Annotated in this window: 18 protein-coding genes and 2 tRNA genes; 11 read left to right on the top strand and 9 right to left on the bottom strand. The window is 66.8% G+C overall.

Annotated elements, in window-relative coordinates; translation table 11 throughout:
* The first annotated feature begins 176 nt into the window (after positions 1-176).
* The 7 genes from tig to ACVK00_RS21875 all read left to right on the top strand — a co-directional run bounded on the left by tig (position 177) and on the right by ACVK00_RS21875 (position 9,021).
* Positions 177-1,523, top strand: a complete 1,347-nt coding sequence (gene tig / locus ACVK00_RS21905; RefSeq protein ID WP_284890482.1) for a trigger factor — start codon at positions 177-179, stop codon at positions 1,521-1,523.
* A 140-nt stretch (positions 1,524-1,663) separates the two neighbouring features.
* Positions 1,664-2,317 carry an ATP-dependent Clp endopeptidase proteolytic subunit ClpP gene (gene clpP / locus ACVK00_RS21900; RefSeq protein WP_006496351.1) on the top strand — a complete coding sequence of 218 codons (654 nt, stop codon included), beginning with the start codon at positions 1,664-1,666 and terminating at the stop codon, positions 2,315-2,317.
* A gap of 165 nt (positions 2,318-2,482) precedes the next feature.
* Complete coding sequence (gene clpX, locus ACVK00_RS21895; protein ID WP_006754177.1) at positions 2,483-3,754, top strand: ATP-dependent Clp protease ATP-binding subunit ClpX; 1,272 nt, start codon at positions 2,483-2,485, stop codon at positions 3,752-3,754.
* A gap of 197 nt (positions 3,755-3,951) precedes the next feature.
* Positions 3,952-6,375, top strand: a complete 2,424-nt coding sequence (lon, locus tag ACVK00_RS21890; RefSeq protein ID WP_006754178.1) for an endopeptidase La — start codon at positions 3,952-3,954, stop codon at positions 6,373-6,375.
* A 217-nt stretch (positions 6,376-6,592) separates the two neighbouring features.
* Positions 6,593-6,668 (top strand) — tRNA-Val (locus ACVK00_RS21885).
* Positions 6,669-6,691: 23 nt separating this feature from the next.
* A tRNA-Asp gene (locus ACVK00_RS21880) sits at positions 6,692-6,768 on the top strand.
* Positions 6,769-7,086: 318 nt separating this feature from the next.
* Complete coding sequence (locus tag ACVK00_RS21875; RefSeq protein WP_228904584.1) at positions 7,087-9,021, top strand: SurA N-terminal domain-containing protein; 1,935 nt, start codon at positions 7,087-7,089, stop codon at positions 9,019-9,021.
* A gap of 90 nt (positions 9,022-9,111) precedes the next feature.
* Here ACVK00_RS21875 and ACVK00_RS21870 read toward each other — a convergent pair whose 3' ends face one another.
* The gene (locus ACVK00_RS21870) at positions 9,112-9,789 is read right to left on the bottom strand and encodes an arylesterase (protein WP_166725715.1); all 678 of its coding nucleotides are present in this window, start codon (positions 9,787-9,789) and stop codon (positions 9,112-9,114) included.
* On the opposite strand from ACVK00_RS21870, the gene ACVK00_RS21865 reads away from it, so the two are divergent.
* Positions 9,788-10,489, top strand: a complete 702-nt coding sequence (locus tag ACVK00_RS21865; RefSeq protein WP_011657158.1) for an ABC transporter ATP-binding protein — start codon at positions 9,788-9,790, stop codon at positions 10,487-10,489. The two genes, ACVK00_RS21870 and ACVK00_RS21865, sit on opposite strands and share 2 nt — an antisense overlap.
* A 75-nt stretch (positions 10,490-10,564) precedes the next feature.
* Here the strand turns inward: ACVK00_RS21865 and pgi are convergent, their stop codons facing one another.
* From pgi to ACVK00_RS21850, 3 genes are all read right to left on the bottom strand, one after another.
* Positions 10,565-12,187 (bottom strand): glucose-6-phosphate isomerase, encoded by a 1,623-nt coding sequence (pgi, locus tag ACVK00_RS21860; protein WP_105785547.1) that lies wholly within the window; start codon positions 12,185-12,187, stop codon positions 10,565-10,567.
* A 111-nt stretch (positions 12,188-12,298) separates the two neighbouring features.
* Complete coding sequence (locus ACVK00_RS21855; protein WP_284890510.1) at positions 12,299-13,843, bottom strand: NAD(P)H-hydrate dehydratase; 1,545 nt, start codon at positions 13,841-13,843, stop codon at positions 12,299-12,301.
* Positions 13,844-13,895: 52 nt separating this feature from the next.
* On the bottom strand, positions 13,896-15,200 hold the full coding sequence (locus ACVK00_RS21850; RefSeq protein WP_228904576.1) for an FAD-dependent oxidoreductase: 1,305 nt from the start codon (positions 15,198-15,200) through the stop codon (positions 13,896-13,898).
* A 351-nt stretch (positions 15,201-15,551) separates the two neighbouring features.
* Here ACVK00_RS21850 and purL point away from each other — a divergent pair, with 351 nt between their 5' ends.
* The gene (purL, locus tag ACVK00_RS21845) at positions 15,552-19,616 is read left to right on the top strand and encodes a phosphoribosylformylglycinamidine synthase (protein ID WP_284890513.1); all 4,065 of its coding nucleotides are present in this window, start codon (positions 15,552-15,554) and stop codon (positions 19,614-19,616) included.
* Positions 19,616-20,158, top strand: coding sequence for a GNAT family N-acetyltransferase (locus ACVK00_RS21840; protein WP_284890514.1), 543 nt, complete (start codon positions 19,616-19,618; stop codon positions 20,156-20,158). The genes purL and ACVK00_RS21840 overlap by 1 nt, the downstream gene beginning before the upstream one ends.
* 225 nt (positions 20,159-20,383) lie before the next feature.
* Here ACVK00_RS21840 and ACVK00_RS21835 read toward each other — a convergent pair whose 3' ends face one another.
* From ACVK00_RS21835 to ACVK00_RS21815, 5 genes are all read right to left on the bottom strand, one after another.
* Positions 20,384-21,166: a peptidylprolyl isomerase gene (locus ACVK00_RS21835; protein ID WP_228904568.1), complete on the bottom strand. Its 783-nt coding sequence runs from the start codon at positions 21,164-21,166 to the stop codon at positions 20,384-20,386.
* 18 nt (positions 21,167-21,184) lie between these two features.
* Positions 21,185-21,493, bottom strand: a complete 309-nt coding sequence (locus tag ACVK00_RS21830; protein WP_284890516.1) for a BolA family protein — start codon at positions 21,491-21,493, stop codon at positions 21,185-21,187.
* 1 nt (position 21,494) lies between these two features.
* Positions 21,495-22,025, bottom strand: a complete 531-nt coding sequence (locus tag ACVK00_RS21825) for a septation protein A (protein ID WP_006753406.1) — start codon at positions 22,023-22,025, stop codon at positions 21,495-21,497.
* Between the two features lie 124 nt (positions 22,026-22,149).
* Positions 22,150-22,581 (bottom strand): peptide-methionine (R)-S-oxide reductase MsrB, encoded by a 432-nt coding sequence (msrB, locus tag ACVK00_RS21820; RefSeq protein ID WP_228904565.1) that lies wholly within the window; start codon positions 22,579-22,581, stop codon positions 22,150-22,152.
* Between the two features lie 38 nt (positions 22,582-22,619).
* Entirely contained in the window at positions 22,620-24,188 is a 1,569-nt protein-coding gene (locus tag ACVK00_RS21815; protein ID WP_284890518.1) for a protein adenylyltransferase SelO, read from the bottom strand.
* A gap of 163 nt (positions 24,189-24,351) precedes the next feature.
* Here ACVK00_RS21815 and ACVK00_RS21810 point away from each other — a divergent pair, with 163 nt between their 5' ends.
* A complete protein-coding gene (locus ACVK00_RS21810; RefSeq protein ID WP_228904560.1) occupies positions 24,352-25,995 on the top strand; it encodes a 3-(methylthio)propionyl-CoA ligase in 1,644 nt (547 codons plus the stop codon).
* The last annotated feature ends 67 nt before the right edge of the window (positions 25,996-26,062 follow it).

Here is a 26,062-nt window from a genome sequence, read left to right as displayed (position 1 = left end):
AATAGTCGATTCTTCCGGCCAAAGCCGTGCTCCGAGCCGCTTGCGCTAGCCATTCGGCGCGTGCAGGGATGGCGTGGCGCTCCGGCGCGGCGTGTGCATGTGATGCACATCTCGCCGCAGGCAGGCACGGCAAGGAAAACCCGATTCGCTCGAATAATTTTAGGACGATTGAAGCCATGGCTAACGTTGTTGAGAACCTCGGCAAGCTTGAACGCCGCGTGACGATTTCCCTGCCGAAAGACACCGTGCAGAAGGAAATCGACGCCCGTATCCAGAAACTCGCGAAGAACGTTCGCATGCCGGGTTTCCGCCCGGGCAAGGTGCCGCTTAAGATGGTCGCCCAGCAGTACTCGGGTCAGGTCGAAGCGGAAGTGCTGAGCGACAAGATCGGCCAGGAATTCTTCACGATCAGCCGCGCGGAAAACCTGCGCGTGGCCGGCCAGCCGAGCTTCGAGCCGAAGCAGGAGCAGGCCGAGGACGCATACGCGTTCGACGCGACGTTCGAGGTGTACCCGGAAGTGAAGATCGGCGACCTGGCGACGGCTGAAGTCGAGCGCTCGACGACGTCGATCGGCGACGCCGAAATCGACCGCACGCTGGACATCCTGCGCAAGCAGCGCGTGCACTTCCACGCTCGCGGCGAAGCCGGCGAGCACGGCGACGGCGGCGCGGACACCGCGGCGAAGAACGGCGACCGCGTGACGGTCGACTTCGTCGGCAAGATCGACGACGTCGCGTTCCAGGGCGGCACGGCCGAAGACTTCCCGTTCGTGCTCGGCGAAGGCCGCATGCTGCCGGAATTCGAAACGGCGGCGCTCGGCCTGAAGGTCGGCGAAGCGCGTACGTTCGACCTGAAGTTCCCGGACGACTACCACGGCAAGGACGTGGCGGGCAAGACCGCGCAATTCACAGTCACGATGAAGAAGATCGAGTGGCCGCACCTGCCGGAAATCGACGGCGAATTCGCGAAGTCGCTCGGCATCGAAGACGGCGACCTGACGAAGATGCGTGCCGAGATCAAGGAAAACCTCGAGCGCGAAGCGAAGCGCCGCACGCAGTCGATCGTCAAGAACCAGGTGATGGACGCGCTGCTGAAGATTTCCGAACTCGACGTGCCGAAGGCGCTGATCGAGCAGGACCAGCAACGCCTCGTCGAAATGGCTCGCCAGGATCTGGCACAGCGCGGCGTGCCGAACGCGAAGGACGCACCGATCCCGGCCGAGATGTTCGCCGAGCAGGCAGAGCGTCGCGTGAAGCTGGGCCTCGTGCTGGCCGAGCTGGTGAAGTCGAACGGCCTCGAAGCGAAGCCGGAACAGATCCGTGCGGAAGTCGACGAGTTCGCGAAGAGCTACGAAGACCCGAAGGAAGTGGTCCGCTGGTATTATTCCAACCAGCAGCGCCTCGCCGAGATGGAAGCGTTCGTCGTTGAAAGCAACGTCGTCGACTTCGTGCTGGGCAAGGCAAAGGTGACGGACAAGGAAGTGAGCTTCGAGGCACTCGCGAGCGCATCGGCGCAAGCGTAAGTTTCGCTCTAGCGGCGTGCCGGCTGTCTGAGCGACGGCCTGCACGCCGTTTTTACGTCAAGCGCACGGTTGCCATTAATATGGCGATTGAGCGGGCGGCTTCCTTCCGTTCAATTTTCCATTCGAACAAGGTTCATTGAATGATCACTCGCGCTGAATTGCTGGACATGCTTGCTTCGAACGCGCCGCAGGGTTTCGAGGCGCAAGCGCTGGGGCTGGTGCCGATCGTCGTCGAAACGAGCGGCCGCGGCGAGCGTTCGTACGATATTTATTCGCGTCTCCTGAAGGAGCGTCTGGTGTTCATGGTCGGCGAAGTGAACGACCAGACCGCCAACCTCGTGGTCGCGCAATTGCTGTTCCTCGAGAGCGAGAATCCCGACAAGGACATCAGCCTCTACATCAACAGCCCGGGCGGCTCGGTGTCGGCCGGCATGGCGATCTACGACACGATGCAGTTCATCAAGCCGGACGTGTCGACCCTCTGCATGGGCCTCGCGGCCAGCATGGGCGCGTTCCTGCTCGCATCGGGCGCGAAGGGCAAGCGTTTCGCGCTGCCGAACTCGCGCGTGATGATTCACCAGCCGCTCGGCGGCGCACGCGGCCAGGCATCCGACATCGAGATCCAGGCGCGCGAAATCCTCTACCTGAAGGAACGGCTGAACAACCTGCTCGCGCAACATACGGGGCAGGACGTCGAGCGCATCGCGCGCGACACCGACCGTGATAACTTCATGTCGAGCGAGGACGCGAAGGCGTACGGGCTGATCGACCAGGTGCTGCTGAAGCGCCCCTGAATTTAAGTGGGGTGCCGCCCCGATTCGGGCGGCGCCCCCTGCAACGTCCCGAGTGCCTTGAGCATCTGCGGCAAGCGCATCCAGCCGGCTCCGGTCGCGCCCTAGGCGCGGCGTTCGGAGCATTCGGCGTATCATGTCATTTACCTGTCCGGAGGCTCTACATTCATGGCGGACAAAAAAGGTTCGAACAGCGAGAAGCTGTTGTATTGCTCGTTCTGCGGAAAGAGCCAGCATGAGGTGAAGAAACTCATTGCCGGCCCGTCGGTATTCATCTGCGATGAATGCATCGACCTCTGCAATGAGATCATTCGCGACGAGGCGGCTGCCGCCGGCGTCGAGGCCAGCCTGTCCCGGTCGGATCTGCCGAGCCCGCAGGAAATTCGCGACATCCTCGATCAGTACGTGATCGGGCAGGAGCGCGCGAAGAAGATCCTCGCGGTGGCCGTGTACAACCACTACAAGCGCCTGAAGCATCTCGACAAGAAGGACGACGTCGAGCTGTCGAAGAGCAACATCCTGCTGATCGGCCCGACGGGCTCCGGCAAGACGCTGCTCGCGCAGACGCTCGCGCGGTTGCTGAACGTGCCGTTCGTGATCGCCGATGCGACGACGCTGACCGAAGCCGGCTACGTCGGCGAGGACGTCGAGAACATCATCCAGAAGCTGTTGCAGAACTGCAACTACGAGGTCGACAAGGCCCAGCGCGGGATCGTCTACATCGACGAAATCGACAAGATCAGCCGCAAGTCGGACAACCCGTCGATCACGCGCGACGTGTCGGGCGAGGGCGTCCAGCAGGCACTGCTGAAGCTCGTCGAAGGCACGATGGCGTCGGTGCCGCCGCAGGGTGGCCGCAAGCATCCGAACCAGGATTTCATTCAGGTCGACACGACCAACATCCTGTTCATTTGCGGCGGCGCGTTCGACGGTCTCGAGAAGGTGATCACCGATCGCACGGAAAAGACGGGCATCGGCTTTGGCGCGACGGTCAAGAGCAAGCAGGAACGCGACGCGGGCGAAGTGCTGCGCGAGACGGAACCGGAAGACCTGATCAAATTCGGTCTGATCCCCGAATTGATCGGCCGCCTGCCGGTGGTCGCGACGCTCGGCAAGCTCGATGAAGCCGCGCTGATGAAGATCCTCGTCGAGCCGAAGAACGCGCTCGTCAAGCAGTATCACAAGCTGTTCGCGATGGAGCGCGTCGAGCTGGAAATCCGGCCGGGCGCGTTGCAGGCAGTCGCCCGCAAGGCGATCCGCCGCAAGACCGGCGCGCGCGGCTTGCGTTCGATCATCGAACAGGCATTGCTCGACGTGATGTACGAGCTGCCGGCGATGAAAGGGGTCAGCAAGGTCATCATCGACGAGAACGTGATCGATGGCGACGGCAAACCCCTGCTGATCTATGAGGACACGCCGAAAGTGGCGGGTTCGAACTGACCGGCTTGCCGACGATGTTCTGCGAAAAAGGCCGTTCATGAGTCCGTGGGCGGCTTTTTTTCGTTTATCTTGTGGGTAACTCTGACTCGACACGCGGTGGTTACTTTCTTACCGAATATTTCCCGCACTTGAAGGCTTGCAATTCGTTGTGGCGGCCTCAATTACCGAACAATTGATTCCACTCATGGGGAAATGAAATGTCAGGCACCCAACTTCTCCCGCCGGAACGCATCACGCTCCCGCTGCTGCCGCTGCGGGACGTCGTCGTTTTCCCGCACATGGTGATTCCGCTCTTCGTGGGCCGGCCGAAATCGATCAAGGCCCTCGAAGCAGCGATGGAAGGCGGCAAGCACATCATGCTCGTCGCCCAGAAAACCGCGGCCAAGGACGAACCGACCGAAAAGGACATGTACGAGGTCGGTTGTATCGCCAACATCCTGCAGATGCTGAAGCTGCCGGACGGCACTGTGAAGGTGCTCGTCGAGGGCCTGCAGCGTGCGAAGGCGTTGTCGATCGAAGAACAGGAGACGCAGTTCTCCTGCGACGTGATGCCGCTCGAGCCCGATCACGCCGACAGCGCGGAAACGGAAGCGCTGCGCCGCGCGATCGTGTCGCAGTTCGACCAGTACGTGAAGCTGAACAAGAAGATCCCGCCGGAGATTCTCACGTCGCTGTCGGGCATCGATGAAGCCGGTCGCCTCGCGGACATGATCGCCGAGCGTCTGCCGCTGAAGCTCGACCAGAAGCAGCACATTCTCGAGATGTTCCCGGTCATCGAGCGCCTCGAGCACCTGCTCGCGCAGCTCGAAGCCGAGATCGACATCCTGCAGGTCGAAAAGCGCATCCGCGGGCGCGTGAAGCGCCAGATGGAAAAGAGTCAGCGCGAGTACTACCTGAACGAACAGGTCAAGGCGATCCAGAAGGAACTGGGCGAAGGCGAGGAAGGTGCGGATCTCGAGGAACTCGAGAAGCGCATCAACGCCGCGCGCATGCCGAAGGAAGCGAAGAAGAAGGCCGACGCCGAGCTCAAGAAGCTGAAGCTGATGTCGCCGATGTCGGCGGAAGCGACCGTCGTGCGCAACTACATCGACACGCTGATCGGCCTGCCGTGGCGCAAGAAGAGCAAGGTCAACAATGATCTGTCGAACGCCGAGCAGGTGCTCGACGAGGATCACTTCGGCCTCGAGAAGGTGAAGGAACGCATCCTCGAGTACCTCGCGGTGCAACAGCGCGTGGACAAGGTCAAGGCGCCGATCCTGTGCCTCGTCGGGCCCCCGGGCGTCGGCAAGACCTCGCTCGGCCAGTCGATCGCGCGTGCGACGAACCGCAAGTTCGTCCGGATGGCGCTCGGCGGCGTGCGTGATGAAGCCGAGATCCGCGGTCACCGCCGGACGTACATCGGCTCGATGCCGGGCAAGATCCTGCAAAGCCTCGCGAAGGTCGGCGTGCGCAATCCGCTTTTCCTGCTCGACGAAGTCGACAAGATGGGCATGGATTTCCGCGGCGATCCGTCGTCGGCGCTGCTCGAAGTGCTCGATCCGGAACAGAACCACACGTTCGCCGACCACTACATCGAAGTCGACTTCGACCTGTCGGACGTGATGTTCGTCGCGACGTCGAACTCGCTGAACATCCCGCCGCCGCTGCTCGACCGGATGGAAGTGATCCGTCTGTCGGGCTACACGGAAGACGAGAAGGTCAGCATTGCGCAGCGTTACCTGTTGCCGAAGCAGAAGAAGAACAACGGGCTGAAGGACGGCGAGGTCGACGTCACCGAACAGGCGATCCGCGACATCATCCGCTACTACACGCGCGAAGCCGGTGTGCGTTCGCTCGAGCGGGAAGTGTCGAAGATCTGCCGCAAGGTCGTGAAGATGCTGCTGCTGAAGAAGGCATCGGGCGCGATCAAGGTCGATGGCGAGAACCTCGATACGTTCCTCGGCGTGCGCAAGTACGACTTCGGCCTCGCGGCGAAGGAAAACCAGGTCGGTCAGGTGACGGGCCTCGCGTGGACGGAAGTCGGCGGCGACCTGCTGACGATCGAAGCCGCGGTGATGCCGGGCAAGGGCAACGTGATTCGCACGGGTTCGCTCGGCGACGTGATGAAGGAGTCGGTCGAGGCTGCGCGTTCGGTCGTGCGCTCGCGTTCGCGGCGTCTGGGCATCAAGGACGAAGCGTTCGAGAAGCAGGACATCCACATCCACGTGCCGGAAGGTGCGACGCCGAAGGACGGTCCGTCGGCCGGCGGTGCGATGACGACCGCGCTGGTATCGGTGCTGACGGGGATTCCCGTGCGTGCCGATGTCGCGATGACGGGCGAGATCACGCTGCGTGGCGAAGTGCTGCCGATCGGCGGGCTGAAGGAAAAGCTGCTGGCTGCGCATCGCGGCGGCATCAAGCTCGTGCTGATTCCGGAAGAGAACGTGAAGGATCTCGCGGACATTCCGGACAACGTGAAGAACGCGATCGAGATCGTGCCGGTCCGCTGGATCGACAAGGTGCTCGAGCTCGCGCTCGAACGTACGCCGACCCCGCTGCCGCCGGAAGAAGAGGCGAAGGCTGCGGCGCCGGTTGGCGAGGCGGCGAAGGATGCCGGCTCGACGGAAGTCGTCAAGCACTGAGAAGCTGAACACCGTCACTGACGGTTGTTCACGAAACCCGCGGCGTGTCCGCGGGTTTTTTTATGCGCATCGGCATCGCGTGCGTGCGCGTTGAACAATGGGCGTTGAAAAAAAATTCTCGTGCGGGCTTGGCAAAATGATCGGGGATGAATTAAACTTGCGGGCTCGCTGGTTGTTGATGCCGAAACGCAGATCGCAGCCAGAACGAATCGGAAACGGGTGCTTAGCTCAGCTGGTAGAGCGGCGCCCTTACAAGGCGTAGGTCGGGGGTTCGAACCCCTCAGCACCCACCAGTTTCCTGATTCAGCCAGACCAAGGAGCGGTAGTTCAGTTGGTTAGAATACCGGCCTGTCACGCCGGGGGTCGCGGGTTCGAGTCCCGTCCGCTCCGCCAGAAAATGAAGAAGCCCGCCTTGTGCGGGCTTTTTCATTTGTGTTTCCGTTCGTGCCCGCGCGGGCACGTGACTGCGGAGTGGAGGAAGCCGCCTGCGCGGCTTCCGGCGGGACTCGAAGGGCTGCGCGTGCACGCGCAGCCGCGGCCTGCGGGATGTAGGCGAGTCCCGTCCGCTCCGCCAGAAAATGAGAAAGCCCGCCTTGTGCGGGCTTTTTCATTTGCATCGCCGGTCGCGCCCGTTCGTTGCGCACCTGCTTTTCTCCCGTGCCACCCCGTATGTTGTAATATCGGACGTTTTGTCCAATTTTCCCGTCACGCATGCTCGATTTCTTCCGTAATCACCAGCGCCTGATGATGGCGCTCCTGCTCCTGATCGTGTTACCGGGGCTGGGTTTCGTCGGGATCCAAGGTTTCCGCGGCTTCTTCGACGACAGCGCGAACGTCGCGGCGATCAACGGGCACAAGATCACGCGGGTCGAATTCGACGGCGCGTTCCGCCAGCAGATCGACCAGGCGCGCCAGGCGCTCGGTGGGCAGTTCGACATCAAGGCATTCGACACGCCGGAACATCGCAAGCAGGTCCTCGACGGCCTGATCCAGCAACGCGTGCTGGCCGACGAGACCCAACGTCTGCACCTGACCGCATCCGACAACGCCGTGCGCGACGCGCTGATGAGCGACCCGATGATCGCGTCGCTGAAGAAACCCGACGGTTCGATCGACGTCGAGCGCTATGCCCAGCTGCTGTCGTTCCAGGGGATGACGCCCGAGCAGTACCAGGAGCGCGTGCGCTACAGCCTCGCGCTGCAGCAGATTCCGGCCAGCATCGTGGCGAGCGCATTCACCCCGAAGGGCCCGGCGCAACGCCTGTCGGATCTGGCCGCGCAGCAGCGCGAAGTGCAGGCGCTCGTGCTGAAGACGAGCGACTACGCGGCGAAGGTGCAGCCGACCGACGCGCAGCTCACCGCGTACTATGACGCGCACAAGCAGAGCTTCGCGACGCCGGAAACGGCGACGATCCAGTATCTCGTCTATTCGCCGGCCGCGGCCGCCGCGAGCGCACAGCCGAACGATGCGGACATCAAGAAGTTCTACGACGACAACCCGACGCACTTCCGCTCGGAAGCGCAGGTACGCGTGAGCCACATCTTCATCGCCGCGGCGAGCGACGCGAGCGCTGCCGACAAGGCGGCAGCGAAGGCGAAGGCCGAGCAGCTGCTGGCCGACGTGAAGGCGCATCCGGACCAGTTCGCGCAGATCGCGCAGAAGAACTCGCAGGATGCACCGTCGGCAGCGAAGGGCGGCGATCTCGGCTTCATCACGCGCGGCTCGACGGCGGGCGGCAAGGCGTTCGACGATGCCGCGTTCGCGCTGAAGCAGGGCGACGTCAGCGGTGTCGTGCAGTCGGATCTCGGCTTCCACATCCTGAAGGCGACGGAAGTGAAGCCGTCGGTGGTCAAGCCGTTCGCCGACGTGAAGGACCAGATCGCGGTGCAGTTGAAGCAGCAGTATGCAGCGAAGGCGTTCACGGACAACGCGGAAGGCTTTACGTCGACCGTGTATGAAAAGGCGAAGACGCTGCAGCCGGCCGCCGACAAGTACAAGCTGACGATCCAGACGGCCACGGTCATGCCGACGCCGAATCCGCAACTGCCGCCGACGAGCCCGCTGAACAATCCGAAGTTCCTCGCTGCCGTGTTCGCGAGCGACTCGGTGAAGAGCCAGAACAACACGCAGGCGATCGACGTGGGCAACAACACGCTGATCTCGGCGCGCGTGACCGACTACAAGCCGGCTGCCGTGCCGGCGCTCGACACGATCAAGGACGCGGTGCGTCAGAAGGTCGTCGCCGAGCAGGCCGCGGAACTCGCGAAGAAGGACGGCGCGGCGAAGCTGGCCGAGCTGCAGAAGTCGAAATCGGCTGATGGCTTCACGGCCGTGCAGAAGGTGTCGCGCATGCAATCGCAAGGCCTGACGCCGGCGGCGCTGAGCGCCGTCTACAAGGTCGATGCGAAGACGCTGCCGGCCTACGTCGGTGTCGATCTCGGTGCGGACGGCTACGCGATCTATCGTGTGAACGCGGTGATCCCGGGCACGGCCGTCGATCCGCAGCAGCTCGCGGCCGCGCAGCAGCAGATGGCGCAGGTCGAAGCGCAAAGCGAAGGCGAAGCGTATCTCGCCGCGCTGCGCGACCGCTCGAAGGTGAAGCTGTACGGCACCACGCCGAGCCAGTCGCAGGACAGCGGCAACTGAGCGAAGCGCCGTTCACGGTTTCGCACGCAACAACAGAAAGCCCCGCTTCAAGCGGGGCTTTCTGTTTTCCGGCAACGGTGAATCGTCAGGTCAGCCGCGCGGTTTGCCGAGCAGCGGTTTCAGCGCCGGCCAGACGTTGTCGAGCAGGATGCCCTGCGCCTGTTGAGCGGGGTGCATCTGGTCCGACTGGAACATCTCCGGCTTGTTCTCGATGCCGGCCAGCAGGAACGGCACGAGCGGGACGCCGAGTTCCTTCGACAGCCGCGTATAGACCGCATGGAATTTCTGCGTGTAATCGGGCCCGTAGTTGGGCGGCACGTACATGCCGACCAGCACGACCTTCGCGCGCGCTTGCCGCGCATCGGCGATGATGTCACGCAGGTTCTGTTCGGTCGTCGCGAGCGGCACGCCGCGCAGTGCGTCGTTCGACCCGAGTTCGACGACGACGATCGACGGCTTGAGCCGTTGCAGCACCGCGGGCAGCCGTGCGCGGCCGCCGCTCGTGGTGTCGCCGCTGACGCTTGCGTTCGCGACGCTATAATCGATTCGCTCGGTCGCGAGCCGTTGCCGCAGCAGCGCAACCCAGCCGGTGTCGCGCGGCAGTCCGTATTCGGCCGACAGGCTGTCGCCGAGCACGACGAGCGCGGGCCGGCCCTGGCCCGATGTCGGCGCCGCCGTCGCGGCGCGTGCGGGCACGGTTGCTGCGAGCAGCGTACCCAGCAGCGCGGCGAGCGCCGCGCGTCTCTTCCAGTGGAATGTCGTGTCCATGTTCAAGATTACCGATCCGATCATCGAAGTCCAAGACGTATGCAAGCGGGTCGCCGACGCAACGGGCGAGCTGACGATCCTCGACGGCATCACGCTCAGTGTGCGATCCGGCAGCAGCCTCGCGATCGTCGGTGCGTCGGGGTCCGGCAAATCGACGCTGCTCGGCCTGCTTGCGGGGTTGGACAGCGCGACGAGCGGCACGGTTCGCCTGCTCGGTCGCGCGCTCGACCAGCTCGACGAGGACGAGCGCGCCGCGCTGCGCAACGGCGCCGTCGGATTCGTGTTCCAGTCATTCCAGTTGATGCCGCACCTGACGGCGCTCGAGAACGTGATGCTGCCGCTTGAGCTGAGGGGCGGCATCGGTGCGCGCGAAGCGGCCGAGCGGGCCCGCGCGCTGCTCGTGCAGGTCGGTCTCGGCGAGCGCACCGCGCATTATCCGAAGCTGCTGTCCGGTGGCGAACAGCAGCGCGTCGCGCTCGCGCGCGCGTTCGTCACGCACCCGGCGATCCTGTTCGCCGACGAACCCACTGGCAGCCTCGATGCGGCCACGGGCCATGCGGTCATCGACCTGATGTTCGAACTGAACCGCGCGCACGGCGCGACGCTCGTGCTCGTCACGCACGATGCCGAACTCGCGCGGCGCTGCGCGACGACGGTCACCATCGACGCCGGACGCATCGTCGCGCCGCAGGCGGCGTAGCACGGCGCTGAATGCTTGCGCCGGTCGCACACGGTAAATTGCCGGTGCGACCGGCATGCGCATGACGTTGCCGCGTCAGCGCTTGAGCGCCGCACGCGCGCGCTCGATCAGCGCGGTCGTCGATGAATCGTGCTTCGCGGGATCGACCGACTCGGCCGACAGGTCGGCTTCGACGACCTTGCCGAGAATCTTGCCGAGCTCGACGCCCCACTGGTCGAACGGATTGATGTCCCACACCGTCGCCTGCACCAGCACCTTGTGCTCGTAGAGCGCAATCAGCGCGCCCAGCGTGCGCGGCGTCAGCGCATCCACCAGCAGTGTCGTCGTCGGCCGGTTGCCCGGGAACGTCAGGTGCGGCGCGAGCGCTTCCTTGCCCGGGCCGGCGACCTTGCGCGCTTCGTCGAGCGTGCGGCCGAGCATCAGCGCTTCACTTTGCGCGAAGCAGTTCGCGAGCAGCTTCGGATGATGGCTCGCGAGCGGATGCTCGGGCGTCAGCACCGCGATGAAGTCGATCGGCACGATCGTCGGGCCCTGGTGCAGCATCTGGAAGAACGCGTGCTGGCCGTTGGTGCCCGGCTCGCCCCACGTGACGGCCGACGTCGGATAGTCGACGAACGTGCCGTCCAGGCGCGCGGACTTGCCGTTGCTTTCCATTTCGAGCTGCTGCAGGTACGACGGCAGGTAGTGCAGCGCTTCCGAATACGGCGCGACGAGATAGCTCTGCGAGCCGAAGAAGTTGCGGTACCAGATGCCGATCAGGCCGAGCAGCACCGGCAGGTTGCGCTCGAGCGGCGCTTGGCGGAAATGGCGGTCCATGTCGTTCGCGCCGGCGAGCAGTTCATCGAACTGCTCGGGCCCGATCGCGATCATGATCGACAGGCCGACCGCCGACCACAGTGAATAGCGGCCGCCGACCCAGTCCCACATTTCGAACACGTTGTCCGCGTCGATGCCGAACTTCACGACTTCGGCGGGGTTCGCCGACACGCCGACGAAGTGCTTCGCGAGGGAGGCCTCGGGGCAGCCGCGCGCGACGAACCAGTCGCGCAGCGAGCGGGCGTTCGTCATCGTCTCGAGCGTCGTGAAGGTCTTCGACACGATGATCGCGAGCGTTTCCTCCGGGTCGACCTGTTCGAGCACGCGCGCGAGATCGGCGCCGTCGACGTTCGACACGAAGTGGGTCGAGATGTCCGGGCTCGCGACGTGATGCAGCGCATGCGTGACCATCTTCGGTCCGAGATCCGAGCCGCCGATGCCGATGTTGATCACGTGGCGGATGCGCTTGCCGGTGTAGCCGGTCCACGCGCCGCTGCGCACGGCGCGTGCGAAGGTCGCCATCTTCGCGCGCTCGGCACTGATCTGCGCATGGAACGGCGCGTGCGGGTCGGTCGCGCGCAATGCCGTGTGCAGCGCGGCGCGGCCTTCGGTCGGGTTGACGATCTCGCCGGCGAACATCGCGTCGCGGCGCGCTTCGACGCCCGCTTCGCGGGCCAGTTGCACGAGCAGGCGCAGCGTGTCGTCGTTGATGCGGTTCTTCGACAAGTCGGCCGCAAGGCCGCCGCCGGGGATCGTGAAGCGTTCGGCACGGGTCGGCGCGCGGTCGTTTTCCGGCGCGAACCAGTCGCGCAGGCGCGCATGGCGGATTTGTTCGAAGTGGGATTGAAGGGCAGTCCAGGCGGGGAGCGAATTCAGCGTCATGGCGGTTCGAGTGAAGCGTGAATCGGGAGGAATGCCGCGCCGGCTCATCGGGATCGGAAGGCCGGCGGACGAGAGGACCCGCCGTGCGGCGGGGCACTCAGTATAGCGGCGTTATATGTCGGCGCGCGGCGACGGGTAAAAAAGGCGATTGATCAGCGTGCGCACCATCGGCGCGAGTTCGCCCGCGACGAGGCCGGCCGGGCCGTTGCCGTTCGCGGTCAGCGTGTCGGCCGCGAGGCCGTGCAGATACACGCCCGCGAGCGCGGCTTCGTACGGCGCGACGCGCTGCGCGAGCAGCGCGCCGATCAGGCCGCCGAGCACGTCGCCGGTGCCGCCGGTCGCGAGCGCGGCATTGCCGGTCGGGTTGATCGTCAGGCGGCCGTCGGGCGCCGCAATCACCGTGCCCGAACCCTTCAGCACGACGATGCTCGCGTAGCGCGCGGCGAGCGCCTGAGCCGCGGCCAGCCGATCGTGCTGCACCGTCGCGGTATCGCTGCCGAGCAGCCGGGCCGCCTCGAGCGGATGTGGCGTCAGCACGCACGCGAGGCCGCGCGTGCCGCGGGCGGCAATGGCGGTCGCGAGCTCGGCGTGGGTCGCGACGAGGTTCAGCGCGTCGGCGTCGAGCAGCGTCACGGCGTCGTGCGCGAGCACGTCACGCACGAGGGTTGCCGCGGCCTCGCGCGTGCCGAGGCCGCAGCCTGCCGCGATCGCGGACATCGCATCGAGGTCGAGGCCGTCCGCGGGATGCAGCATCAGCTCCGGAAAAGGCGGGTCGTACGGCGGCGCGCCGGCGCCGAGGAAGCCGACATGCACCTTGCCGGCACCCGCGAACAGCGCGGCACGCGCGGCGAGGATCGGCGCGCCGCACATGCCGGTATCGCCGCCGAGAACCGCCAGGCTGCCGAACGTGCCCTTGTGCGACGCGAACGCGCGGGCGGGCAGCGCGGCGGCGAACCGGGCCGGCGCATTCAGCACGACGGCCGGCGCGGCGGGTGGTGCGACGTCGAGCGACGCGATGTCGATCTTGCCGGCGAGATCGCGGCCGTCGCCCGTGTAAAGGCCCGGCTTCGCGCCGATGAAGGTGAGTGTATGTGTCGCGGCGACGGCGACGCCCGCGCCGACGATCCGGCCGGTGTCGCTGTCCAGTCCGCTCGGCACGTCGAGCGCGAGCACGCGGCCGCCGTTTCGTGTGTGCGCGGCGATGCGCGCGGCCTGTGCGGCGAACGGGCCGTCGAGTGCGGGGCCGAGGCCGATGCCGAACAGTCCGTCGACGACCCACGCGTAATCGTCCAGCGATGCGGGTGGTTCGGTCGACAGCGGCACGCCGGCCGCGCGCGCGAGGCCGAGCGCCCATTGCGCATCGTCCGGCTTGACCTCCAACGGCATCCACGCCTGCGTGGCGACGCCGAGCTGTTGCAACTGCGCGGCGGCCACCAGCGCGTCGCCGCCGTTGTTGCCGGGGCCGACCGCGAACCAGACCGGGCGTTCGTCGCCGGCGACCCGTTCGGACAGCCAGCGCGCGGCGGCGGTGCCCGCGCGGCCCATCAGCGTGTGCGGCGGCAGTTCGGCGGTTGCGGCGGCCTCGGCCGCGCGCAGGTCGGCGACGCGCAGCAGCGCAAGCGGGGCGGAGTCGGGAAGCGGGCGGGCATTCGTCATCGCGGGGTCATGGCGGCGGGGAGGGAGCCGCCCCGGGACGGGCCCGCGGCGGTCAGGTCGTGAAGCGCGCGGCGCTCAGCGCGGCGAGCGTGTCGGCCGGCCACTGCTGCGTGTCGCCGCCCACGCAGTCGGTCACCACTTTAGCAGACCCGCACGCGAGGCCCCAGCCGGCCGGACCGTGGCCGAAATTGACGAACACGCGCGGATGTGGGGTCGGACCGACGACCGGCAGGCCGTCCGGCGACAGCAACTGCGTGCCTTGCCAGGACAGCGCGGCGGAAATCTTCGCGGCGCCCGGCACCCAGTCGTGGACGGCTTGGCCAAGCAGCGCGAGCGCCGCCTCGGACAACGGCTCGGGGAGCGGCTTCGCGGTGTCGGCGAGGCTCTGCAGCACGGCGCCGCCGCCGATGCGCAACCGCTGGTGGGTGCGCGTGATCGAGATCCGCTTGATCGAATCGACGACGCTCAGGTGCGGCGCATGTTCTTCGTACGCGACCGGCGCGGTCAGCGTATGGGCGCGAACCGGATGCAGCGGCAGCCGCCAGCCGAGTCGCTCCAGCAGCGGCAGGCTGCCGGCGCCGGCGGCGACCACGATCGCGTCGGCCGAAATCACGTCGACCTCGTGCGCCTTTGCCGCGTGCCGGCCGCCGGCTGGCGGCGCGAGCTCGACCGCGGCGCGGCCGGTGTCGATGCGGATCGCGGCGACGTCCGCGCCGAAGCGAAACTGCACGCCGTGCTCGTCGAGCGTCTGCTTGACCAGCTTCGCGAACAGCGGGCAGTTGCCGGTGCGCTCGGCCTCGAGCAGCACGCCGCCGGCGAAGCCGGGCTCGGCCGGCACCGACGGCTCGAGTGCCGCGCATTCGTCGGCGGTGAGCACCCGATATGGCTGGTCGAGCGTGCGCAGCAGGTCGAGCGCCGGCTGCAGCGCTTCCCAGTCGCGCGTGTCGCGCACGACGTGCAGGATCCCCGGTTTCTGCTCGAATTCGAGCTGGAAGCGCGCCTCGATGTCGGCGAGCGACTCGCGCGACGCGTCGACCAGCGGGCGCAGCCGCGCGTACTGCGCGACGAATGCGTCGGGCTCGCGCAGCGCCGCGAGCTGCTTGACGAAGCGGCGTACGCCGCCGTTCAAGCCCGGCTTGTACACGATGCCGGTGTCGCGCGGCTGGCGCTCGCGCATGAAGGTCGGGCCGAACCAGACGTCGAGCGGGCTCGGCAGCAGCGTGCCGCCGTCGCCGTAGGTCGCGCCTTGCGCGACGGTCGCGTGGCGCTCGACCACGCACACCCGATGGCCGGCCGCGCGCAGCTGGTAGGCGGTGGCGACGCCGCTGAGTCCGCCGCCGATGACGATGACATCCATGGATTGCTTCGATGACGGGCGGCGCGCACGCCGCCCGGTGAGAATTCGCTGACGGGCCCCGGCCCGGTGAACCGGGAATGATAGCGCCAAAATCGCGCGAACCGGCGCCACGCGAGCCCATCCGATTCCGCCATCGTGCGGCCGCCGGCTGCCGCGGCCGGGCACGCCGGCCCGGCGGGCGGCTGCGCGGGTGGCTGGGCGCGGGGGATTGCGGCGGATTGCGGCGCACCGTCGCGGTGCGCGACGGGTCCCGATCGGCCGGTCTGGGACGACCGAGTTCCGGGTATAATTACGGCCTTCCTTTCGCCCCACGTCGCCACCTCGCGCGACTCATCGACGTCAGTCCAGCCCATGGCTCACTTCTCGTGTTTTCCCGGCGCTTCGGCCCTCTCCGATTTCCGTCAAACCCGTCTGCTCGACACGCTCAGGCAAATCGACGCCAACATCGTCGCGGTGCGCGGCCAGTTCCTGCACTTCGTCAATGCGGCCGAGCCGCTGTCGACCGACGACAGCGCACGCATCGACGCGCTGATGCACTACGGCGCGCCGTTCGAGCCGGCGGCCGAGAAGGGCGCGACCGAGACCTTCGTGGTGCTGCCGCGCTTCGGCACGGTGTCGCCGTGGGCCAGCAAGGCGACCGACATCGCGCAGCACTGCGGCCTCACGCAGGTGCGTCGCATCGAGCGCGGCGTCGAATTCACGGTCACGCTGAAGTCGGGCCTGCTCGGCGGCAAGAAGGCGCTGTCCGATGACGCGCGCGCAGCGGTCGCGGCCGCACTGCATGACCGGATGACCGAAAGCGTGGTCGCCGCGCGCGACGACGCGAAGCACCTGTTCGACGAACTGCCGGCCAAGCCGCTCGCGACCGTCGACGTGCTGGGCGTCGGCCGCGGCGCGCTCGAGCGCGCGAACGTCGAGCTGGGCCTCGCGCTCGCCGATGACGAAATCGACTACCTGGTCGACGCGTTCCGCAAGCTCGAACGCAACCCGACCGACGTCGAGCTGATGATGTTCGCGCAGGCGAACAGCGAGCACTGCCGCCACAAGATCTTCAACGCGCAGTGGACGATCGACGGCGAGCCGCAGGACATGTCGCTGTTCGCGATGATCCGCAACACCGAGAAGCTGAGCCCGCAAGGCACGATCGTCGCGTATTCGGACAACTCGTCGATCATGGTCGGCGCCGAGGCCGAGCGCTGGTTCCCGCGCAACGCGGGCGCGGCCGGCGAGCCGGGCGAGCGCTACGGGCGCCACACCGAACTCACGCACACGCTGATGAAGGTCGAGACGCACAACCACCCGACGGCGATCTCGCCGTTCCCGGGCGCGGCGACCGGCGCGGGCGGCGAGATCCGCGACGAAGGCGCGACGGGCCGCGGTGCGCGTCCGAAGGCCGGCCTCACCGGTTTCACCGTGTCGAACCTCGACCTGCCCGGCGCGCGCCAGTCGTGGGAAAACGCACGCGACGCGGCGCAGCCGCTCGGCGAGCGCAACCCGAACGATGCGCACGGCCCGTACGGCCGTCCGGACCGCATCGCATCGCCGCTGCAGATCATGATCGACGGCCCGCTCGGCGGCGCCGCGTTCAACAACGAATTCGGCCGTCCGAACCTCGGCGGCTACTTCCGCGTGTACGAGCAGAACGTCGACGGTCAGGTGCGCGGCTATCACAAGCCGATCATGATCGCGGGCGGCCTCGGCAACATCGCGGATCAGCATACGCACAAGCACGACGTGCCGGCAGGCTCCCTGCTGATCCAGATCGGCGGCCCCGGCATGCGGATCGGCATGGGCGGCGGCGCGGCGAGCTCGATGGCGACCGGCGCGAACACGGCCGAACTCGACTTCGACTCGGTGCAGCGCGGCAACCCGGAAATCGAGCGGCGCGCGCAGGAAGTGATCAACGGCTGCTGGCAGCTCGGCGCGGAAAACCCGATCCTGAGCATCCATGACGTCGGCGCGGGCGGCCTGTCGAACGCGTTCCCCGAGATCGTCGACGGCGCGGGCAAGGGCGCGCGCTTCGAACTGCGCAAGGTCGCGCTCGAGGAATCGGGCCTGTCGCCGCGCGAAATCTGGTCGAACGAGGCGCAGGAGCGCTACGTGCTGGCGATCGCGCCGGCCGACCTGCCGCGCTTCGAGGCGATCTGCGCACGCGAGCGCTGCCCGTTCGCGGTGGTCGGTGTCGCGACCGACGAACGCCAGCTGAAGCTCGTCGACGACGAAGCGACGGGCACCGACGAATACCCGGTCGACATGCCGATGGAAGTGCTGCTCGGCAAGCCGCCGCGCATGCACCGCGACGTCGCGCGCGTCGCCACCGAGCGCGCGCCGGTCGACGTGACGGGCATCGCGCTGTCGGAAGTCGCGGTCGACGTGCTGAAGCACCCGACGGTCGGCAGCAAGTCGTTCCTGATCACGATCGGCGACCGTTCGGTCGGCGGCACGTCGGTGCGCGACCAGATGGTCGGCCCGTGGCAAGTGCCGGTGGCCGACTGCGCGGTGACCGCGCTCGACTACGCGGGCTTCAAGGGCGAGGCGATGACGATGGCCGAGCGCACGCCGCTCGCGGTGATCGACGCGCCGGCATCGGGCCGCATGGCCGTCGGCGAGGCGATCACGAACATCGCGAGCGCGCCGATCGCGTCGCTCGACAAGCTGAAGCTGTCGGCGAACTGGATGGCCGCGTGCGGCACGGCCGGCGAGGACGCCGCGCTGTTCGATACGGTCCGGGCGATCGGCATGGAGCTGTGCCCGGCGCTCGGGATCGGCATTCCGGTCGGCAAGGACTCGCTGTCGATGAAGACCAAGTGGGACGAGCAGGGCGTCGCGAAGGAAGTCGTGTCGCCGGTGTCGCTGATCATCTCCGCGTTCGCACCGGTCGAGGACGTGCGCCGTCACCTGACGCCGCAACTGCGCCGCATCGCCGACGCGGGCGACAGCGTGCTGATCGCGATCGATCTCGGCCGCGGCAAGAACCGGATGGGCGGCAGCATCTTCGCGCAGGTCACGCAGCAGGTCGGTGACGCGACGCCGGACGTCGACGATCCGGAAGACCTGAAGCGCTTCTTCAACGCGATCCAGACGCTTAACGCGCAAGACAAGCTGCTCGCGTACCACGACCGCTCGGACGGCGGCCTGTGGGCGACGGTGTGCGAAATGGCGTTTGCGGGTCACGCGGGCGTGTCGCTGAACGTCGACATGCTGACGCTCGACCCGAATCACGAATCCGACTACGGCGACGCGAAGGACTGGGCGAAGCAGACGAGCGGCCGTCGCGAGGATCGCACGCTGCGCGCGCTGTTCTCGGAAGAACTCGGCGCCGTCGTGCAGGTGCGCACGGCCGATCGCGACGCGGTGCTCGGCGCGCTGCGCGAGTTCGGCCTGTCGGCGTGCTCGCACGTGATCGGCACGGTCAACGAGCGCGACGTGATCGAGGTGTACCGCGATGCGAAGAAGATCTTCGACGCGCCGCGTGCCGAACTCCATCGTGCATGGGGCGAAGTGAGCTGGCGCATCGCGCGCCTGCGCGACAACCCGGCTTGCGCGGACGCCGAATACGACGCGCTGCTCGATGCGGCGGACCCGGGCATCTCGCCGGTGCTGACGTTCGATCCGGCCGACGACATCGCCGCGCCGTTCATCGCGACGGGCGCACGCCCGCGCGTCGCGATCCTGCGCGAGCAGGGCGTGAACTCGCACCTCGAAACGGCGTACGCGTTCGACCGCGCGGGCTTCGACGCGCACGACGTGCACATGAGCGACCTGCTCGCGGGCCGCGCGACGCTCGCCGATTTCGCGGGCGCGGTGGCGTGCGGCGGTTTCTCGTACGGCGACGTGCTGGGTGCCGGCGAAGGCTGGGCGAAGACGATCCGCTTCAACGCGAACCTCGCCGACATGTTCTCGGCGTTCTTCGCGCGCCCCGACACGTTCGCGCTCGGCATCTGCAACGGTTGCCAGATGCTGTCGAGCCTCGCGTCGATGATTCCGGGTGCCGAGGCTTGGCCGAAGTTCACGCGCAACAAGTCCGAGCAGTTCGAGGCGCGCTTCTCGTTCGTCGAAGTCGAGAAGTCGCCGTCGATCTTCTTCGCCGGCATGGAAGGCTCGCGGATTCCGGTGGCGGTCGCGCACGGCGAAGGCTATGCGGACTTCTCGCAGCAGGGCGACATCGATCGCGTCGCGGTCGCGATGCGCTACATCGACCACCGCGGCGAAGCGACCGAGCGCTATCCGTTCAACCCGAACGGGTCGCCGGCCGGCATCACGTCGGTCACGACGGCCGACGGCCGCTTCTCGGTGCTGATGCCGCACATGGAGCGCGTGCACCGCACGGTCACGATGAGCTGGCATCCGGAAGATTGGGACGAAGCAAGCCCGTGGATGCGCGTGTTCCGTAACGCACGCCGCTGGATCGGCTGATGTTCGATCCGCACGCACCGGTCGAGATCGTCACGCTGCGCGATGAACGCGCCGGCGACGTCGATGCGATCGGTCGTGTGATCATGGCCGCGTTCGCGGACGAACCGCGGCACGGGCAGCTCGAGCGGCAGGTCGTCGACGTGCTGCGCGCGGATGGCGCACTCGGCGTGTCGCTCGTCGCGGAGCGCGACGAGCGCGTGATCGGTCACGTCGCGTTCTCGCCGGTCTCGATCGGCGGCGAGCCGGCCGGCAGTCACGCGTGGTACGGGCTCGCACCGCTCGCGGTGCGACCCGAATGTCGGCGCCAGAGCATCGGTGCGGGGCTCGTGCGCACGGGGCTCGACGCATTGCGCCGGCGCGGCGCGCGAGGCTGCGTCGTGCTCGGCGATCCCGCGTACTACGCGCGTTTCGGCTTCGTGCCGTCCGGCGATCTCGTGTTCGCGGATGCGCCGCGCGAGTATTTCCTCGCGCTGTCGTTCGACGAAGCTGCGCCGCGGCCGTCGGGTGAGGTCCGCTATCACGCTGCGTTCTATCCGGCATAGCGGTTCGCCGCGCTGTCCGTACAGGATCCAGCCGTTCCGAAAAAAAGCCGCCTCGAAGCGGCTTTTTCTTTGCGCGGCCGGGCAGGGCGGCGAGCCGCAACCATGCACATCCGGGCCGTGACGCGCGGGTCGGCTGCGTCCGGCACGTCGCATGCCGCAGCAGCACGCGCGCATGAAAAAGGCCGCTCCGGGGAGCGGCCTTTGCGCGGGCGAGTGTCGCCGACGTTACTGGATCTTCGCCTGCTGGCGCAGGCCTTCTTCGAACGCCTGCAGCTTCTGCTGCACGAGCTGTTGTGCGATCTGCGCCTTCACCTGATCGAACGGCGGCGGCGCGACATCGCGGATGTCGTCGGCACGGATGATGTGCCAGCCGAACTGCGTCTTCACCGGCGTGTCGGTCATCTGGCCTTTCTGCAGCTTCTGCGCGGCCGCCGCGAATTCCGGCACGTACGCCTTCGGGTCGGACCAGTCGAGGTCGCCGCCATTCTTGCCCGAACCCGGATCCTTCGAGTACTGCTTCGCGAGATCCTCGAACTTCGCGCCGCCCTTGATCTTCGCGATCAGGTCCTTCGCCTGCTGCTCGTTGTCGACGAGGATGTGATGCAGGTGGTACTCGCGGTTGCCGCCGGCACCCTTCACGAGCTCGTCATAGCGCGCCTTCACATCCGCTTCGCTCGGCTGGTTCTTCTTCAGGAAGCTCTCGATCATCGAGCGCAGCACGACCGTCTGCTGCGCGACGGCGACCTGCGCCTTCACGTCCGGGCGGTTCGGGATGCCTTCGCGGATCGCTTCCTGCATCAGGATTTCGCGGTTCACGAGTTCCTGGCGCACGGCCTGCTGCAGTTGCGGGCTGTCGGTCTGACCTTGCTGGACGAGCTGCGCGACCATCGCGTCGGCGCGTGACTTCGGAATCGGCGTGCCGTTCACGACGGCGATGTTCTGGGCGAATGCCGGTGCCGCTGCAAAAGCAGCCGCCGCGACCCACAGGCGGGGGGATTTCAGGATCATCGGGAATTCCTGTTGAGACTAGATTGAAGATTCGTTGAATTCTTCGGGCGTATAAGCCACGATCGCGAGCGCGTGTATGCCGCGCTGCATCGCATCAGCGAGCGCATCATACACCAGCCGGTGCCGCGCCACGCGCGGCTTGCCCGCGAATGCGGACGACACGATCGTGACCGTGTAGTGGCCGCCGGCGGCCGCGCCGGCGTGGCCCGCGTGCTGCGCGCTATCGTCGCGCACCGTGAGCGACAGCGGCGCGAGCGAGGCGGTCAGGCGCGCTTCGATCAGCGCGATGCGCTCGTCGGGCGAGGCGTCGAGAAAGGCGTCGGTCATGTCATTCGTCCTTCAGGTACTTCGTGAGCCACAGGCTCTGCAGGATGATGAACACGACCATCGCGCCCGTCGTCCCGAACAGCTTGAAGTTCACCCACTGCGATTCGGTGTAGTTGTGCACCACGTACAGGTTCGCGACGCCGAGCACCGCGAAGAACAGCGCCCACGCGACGTTCAGCTTGTCCCACACGGGATGCGGCAGCGTGAGCTGCTTGCCCATCATCTTCTCGATCAGGTTGTTGCCGAACGCATAGCGTGCGGCGAGCAGCCCGATCGCAAACAACCAGTACAGCACTGTCGGTTTCCATTGAATGAATTTTTCGTCATGCAGGACGAGGGTGGCGCCGCCGAACACGACGATCACGCCGAGACTGACCCACAGCATCGTGTCGACCTTCCGGTGCCGGAAGGCGACCCACGCGACCTGGGCCAGCGTCGCGACGATCGCGACGGCGGTGGCGGTGAAGATGCCCCAGACCTTGAAGGCGGCGAAAAACAGGATGATCGGAAACAGATCGAACAGGAATTTCATGGCGCTCGCAGCTGCGTGAAAGACCGCATCGCGCGGTCTTTCACCGTTGTGGGGACCCGCCAGGCGACACCGTCCGGGATCGGCGCAGCCGGCAAGGCTGTCCGACCGATCCGTCCGGCGCCGCTCATTCGTTTTCGGGTCGGGACTCGAAGTTTAACGCAGCCGAATTGATGCAGTACCGCAAACCGGTCTTGTCGCGCGGGCCGTCCTCGAACACGTGGCCGAGATGTGCGCCGCAATGGTTGCAGCGAACCTCGACGCGCACCATCCCGTGCGTGCGGTCGATCTTCTCGTCGATCACCTCGCCGTTCAGCGGCTTGAAATAGCTGGGCCAGCCGCAGCCCGAATGGAATTTCGCGCCGGATTCGAACAGCGGCGTGCTGCAGACGACGCATTTATAGATGCCGGCATCTTCGGTGTCGGTGTATTCGCCGGTGAACGCGCGCTCGGTTGCCGCATGCTGCGTGACTTCGTACTGCATCGGCGTGAGCCGGCGGCGCAGTTCGTCGTCATCCTTCGGGTACGGGTAGGTTTTATCGTCGGTATCGTGTGACATGTGGGTGTTCTCCTGATCGGTCGGTCGGGTCGTGCGGGTCACGACGAACAGCTCACTTCGAGCGACCCGGCCCAGTCGGGCGGCAATGACGCATACGCTTCATGTTCCGGTTGTTCGTCGAACGGCCGGCGCAGCACCTGCGCGAGTCGTTCGACTTCGGAAAAGTCCTTTTCCTTCGCGCGCCGGATCGCGACTTCGGCCAGATGGTTGCGCAGCACGTATTTCGGGTTCACGCGGTTCATCGCGGCCGCGCGGGCCGCGTCGTCGCGCGTCTCCTCGGACAGCCGCGTGCGGTAGAGGTTCGCCCACGCGTCGAATGCGTCGCGATCGATGAACAGGTCGCGCACCGGCGCGTCGCGGCTCGCGTCGTGCTTCGACAGCTGCGCGAGCCGGCGGAACGTCAGCGTGAAGTCCGCATGGCTTGCGTGCATCGTTTCGAGCAGCTTGTTCGCGAGCTCGGCGTCGTTTTCGCGTTCGAGCTCGAGGCCGAGCTTCGCACGCATCGCGCGTTCGAGCGCGGGTCCGAAGCGCTCCGGAAACTTCGCGAGCACGGCCTGCGCGTCCTCGACCGCGCGCTCGGCGCGCGCATCGTCGTCGGCGATGCCGTGCTGCAGCCCGATCAGCGGCAGCAGCGCCTGTGCGAGGCAGTAGCAGTTCCAGTGCGCGATGCGCGGCTGCATCCGGTACGCATAGCGGCCGCTCGTGTCGGAGTGGTTGCAGATGTGATTCGCGTCGAACGCGTCGACGAAGCCGAACGGACCGTAGTCGATCGTCAGGCCGAGGATCGACATGTTGTCGGTGTTCATCACGCCGTGGCAGAAGCCGACGGCCTGCCATTGCGCGACGAGGTCGGCCGTGCGCAGCGTCGCGGCTTCGAGCAGGGCGAGGTACGGATCGTCGGCGTCGCGGCACGTCGGATAGAAGCGGTCGATCACGTGATCGGCGAGCTGGCGCAACAGGTCCGGGCGATCGTTCGAGAAGAAGTGCTCGAAGTGGCCGAAGCGCACGAAGCTCTCCGACACGCGCGTGACGACGGCCGACGTCTCGATCTCCTCGCGCACCACCGGCTGGTCGGAGCCGATCACCGTGAGCGCGCGCGTGGTCGGGATGCCGAGGTGATGCATCGCTTCGGAACACAGGAATTCGCGGATCGACGAACGCAGCACGGCGCGGCCGTCGCCCATCCGCGAATACGGCGTGCGTCCGCCGCCCTTGATCTGCAGCTCGTAGCGCTGGCCGTCGGTGCCGGGAAGTTCGCCGATCGTCAGCGCGCGGCCGTCGCCGAGCTGGCCGGCCCACACGCCGAACTGGTGACCGGAATACACCGACGCGTACGGCAGCGCGTTCGCGGGCCAGTCGCGCGTCGGGTTGCCGGCGAACAGTTCGGCGAATCCGGGTTGGGCGGCGAACGATGCCGGCAGGCCGAGCAGCTGCGCGACTTCGTCGGAACAGCCGACGACGTACGGCGCGGGCAGCGGCGCGGCCGGCAGCCGCGTATGAAACGCGTCGCCGAGCGTGACGAACGCGCCAAGGGCCGGCGCGCCGAGCGTGGCGGCGAGGTCGGGGAGAGTGTCAGCCGCATCGGCTGCGCTTCGGGAAAACGACATGTTGAGCGCCTCTGGGTAAGCCGATATTGTAAGGCGGCGCCGCGCCGCCCGCACGGCGGCCCGCGTGCGTTGCGCGAGGCCCGTCCGGCCGTGGACAGGCCGCAAGCCGGCGCACCGCTTCAAGGCTGGTCACCGATTCGCGTCCTTCCGGGAGAACAAGACGATGGGTAAGCCGTTGCTGGGCCAGATGATGGACATGCCGTTGCTGGTGTCGTCGCTGATCGCGCATGCCGCGCGTTATGCGGGCGACACGGAGATCGTGTCGAAGCGCGTGGAAGGCGACCTGCATCGCTACACGTACCGCGATTGCGAGCAACGCGCGAAGCGCCTCGCGCAGGCGCTCGCACGGCTCGGCGTCGAATCGGGCGACCGCGTCGGCACGCTGGCCTGGAACGGCTACCGGCACCTGGAGGCGTATTACGGGATCGGCGGAATGGGCGCCGTGTGCCACACGATCAACCCGCGCCTCTTTCCGGAGCAGATCGCCTACATCGTCAATCACGCGGAAGACCGCTACGTTTTCTTCGACATCAATTTCGCGCCGCTCGTCGATTCGATCGCGCCGCAGTGCCCGCACGTGAAGGGCTGGATCGCGATGACCGACGCCGCGCACGTGCCGTCCGGCGCGCTGCCGTACCTGTGCTACGAAACGCTCGTCGACGCCGAAGATGGCCACTATGACTGGCCGCGCCTCGACGAGCTGCAGGCGTCGGGCCTGTGCTACACGTCGGGCACGACGGGCAATCCGAAGGGCGTGCTGTATTCGCATCGCTCGACGGTGCTGCACGCATACGGCGCCGCACTGCCCGACGCGATGAACCTGTCGGCGCTGGACGCCGTGCTGCCCGTCGTGCCGATGTTCCATGTGAACGCGTGGGGGCTGCCGTACGCGGTGCCGCTCACGGGCGGCAAGCTCGTGCTGCCCGGCAAGGACCTCGACGGCAAGTCCCTGTACGAATTGATGGAGGCCGAACGCGTGACGTTTTCCGCGGGCGTGCCGACCGTGTGGCTCGGGCTGCTGAACTACATGCGCGAGGCCGGCGTGCGTTTCTCGACGCTCAACCGCACGGTGATCGGCGGCTCCGCGTGCCCGCCCGCGATGCTGCGCACGTTCGAGGACGAATACGGCGTGCGCGTGATCCATGCGTGGGGGATGACCGAGCTGTCGCCGCTCGGCACGCTCGCGAAGCTCAACTGGGCGCAGTCACAGCGGCCGCTCGACACGCAGCGCCGGCTGCTGGAGAAGCAGGGGCGCGTGATCTGCGGCGTCGACATGCGGATCGTCGGCGACGACGGCCACGAACTGCCGTGGGATGGCGTCGCGTTCGGCGAACTGCAGGTGCGCGGGCCCTGGGTGATCGATCACTACTTCCGGAGCGATACGTCGCCGCTGTCGGACGGCTGGTTTCCCACCGGCGACGTCGCGACGATCGACCCCGACGGCTTCCTGCAGATCACCGACCGCAGCAAGGACGTGATCAAGTCCGGCGGCGAGTGGATCAGCTCGATCGACATCGAGAACGTCGCGATAGCGCACCCGGGCGTCGCCGAAGCCGCCTGCATCGCCTGTGCGCACCCGAAATGGACCGAACGGCCGCTGCTCGTCGTGGTGCCGCGCGAGGGGGCGAACCTGAGCCGCGACGCGCTGCTCGCGTTCTACGAGGGCAAGGTCGCGAAGTGGTGGGTGCCCGACGACGTCGTGTTCGTCGAATCGCTGCCGCACACCGCGACCGGCAAACTGCAGAAGCTGAAGCTGCGCGAGACGTTCCGCGACTACGTGCTGCCGACGGCCGTCAGCGAGTCGTAAGTCAGGGCCGGCCACGGTCCGCCACGCGGTCGCCCGATCCGCCCCCCGGATCGGGAAAAATTCAAAT

The sequence above is a fragment of the Burkholderia sp. PvR073 genome (genome assembly GCF_054055695.1).
The sequence above is the reverse complement of the archived record's forward strand: the minus strand, read 5'-3'. Positions and strand labels throughout refer to the sequence as shown.

What these genes read in the sequence shown, in the direction of transcription:
- tig (WP_284890482.1), top strand. Translation starts at nt 177, where the DNA reads ATGGCTAACGTTGTTGAGAACCTCGGCAAGCTTGAACGCCGCGTGACG.
- clpP (WP_006496351.1), top strand. Translation starts at nt 1,664, where the DNA reads ATGATCACTCGCGCTGAATTGCTGGACATGCTTGCTTCGAACGCGCCG.
- clpX (WP_006754177.1), top strand. Translation starts at nt 2,483, where the DNA reads ATGGCGGACAAAAAAGGTTCGAACAGCGAGAAGCTGTTGTATTGCTCG.
- lon (WP_006754178.1), top strand. Translation starts at nt 3,952, where the DNA reads ATGTCAGGCACCCAACTTCTCCCGCCGGAACGCATCACGCTCCCGCTG.
- ACVK00_RS21875 (WP_228904584.1), top strand. Translation starts at nt 7,087, where the DNA reads ATGCTCGATTTCTTCCGTAATCACCAGCGCCTGATGATGGCGCTCCTG.
- ACVK00_RS21865 (WP_011657158.1), top strand. Translation starts at nt 9,788, where the DNA reads ATGTTCAAGATTACCGATCCGATCATCGAAGTCCAAGACGTATGCAAG.
- ACVK00_RS21870 (WP_166725715.1), bottom strand. Translation starts at nt 9,789, where the DNA reads ATGGACACGACATTCCACTGGAAGAGACGCGCGGCGCTCGCCGCGCTG.
- pgi (WP_105785547.1), bottom strand. Translation starts at nt 12,187, where the DNA reads ATGACGCTGAATTCGCTCCCCGCCTGGACTGCCCTTCAATCCCACTTC.
- ACVK00_RS21855 (WP_284890510.1), bottom strand. Translation starts at nt 13,843, where the DNA reads ATGACGAATGCCCGCCCGCTTCCCGACTCCGCCCCGCTTGCGCTGCTG.
- ACVK00_RS21850 (WP_228904576.1), bottom strand. Translation starts at nt 15,200, where the DNA reads ATGGATGTCATCGTCATCGGCGGCGGACTCAGCGGCGTCGCCACCGCC.
- purL (WP_284890513.1), top strand. Translation starts at nt 15,552, where the DNA reads ATGGCTCACTTCTCGTGTTTTCCCGGCGCTTCGGCCCTCTCCGATTTC.
- ACVK00_RS21840 (WP_284890514.1), top strand. Translation starts at nt 19,616, where the DNA reads ATGTTCGATCCGCACGCACCGGTCGAGATCGTCACGCTGCGCGATGAA.
- ACVK00_RS21835 (WP_228904568.1), bottom strand. Translation starts at nt 21,166, where the DNA reads ATGATCCTGAAATCCCCCCGCCTGTGGGTCGCGGCGGCTGCTTTTGCA.
- ACVK00_RS21830 (WP_284890516.1), bottom strand. Translation starts at nt 21,493, where the DNA reads ATGACCGACGCCTTTCTCGACGCCTCGCCCGACGAGCGCATCGCGCTG.
- ACVK00_RS21825 (WP_006753406.1), bottom strand. Translation starts at nt 22,025, where the DNA reads ATGAAATTCCTGTTCGATCTGTTTCCGATCATCCTGTTTTTCGCCGCC.
- msrB (WP_228904565.1), bottom strand. Translation starts at nt 22,581, where the DNA reads ATGTCACACGATACCGACGATAAAACCTACCCGTACCCGAAGGATGAC.
- ACVK00_RS21815 (WP_284890518.1), bottom strand. Translation starts at nt 24,188, where the DNA reads ATGTCGTTTTCCCGAAGCGCAGCCGATGCGGCTGACACTCTCCCCGAC.
- ACVK00_RS21810 (WP_228904560.1), top strand. Translation starts at nt 24,352, where the DNA reads ATGGGTAAGCCGTTGCTGGGCCAGATGATGGACATGCCGTTGCTGGTG.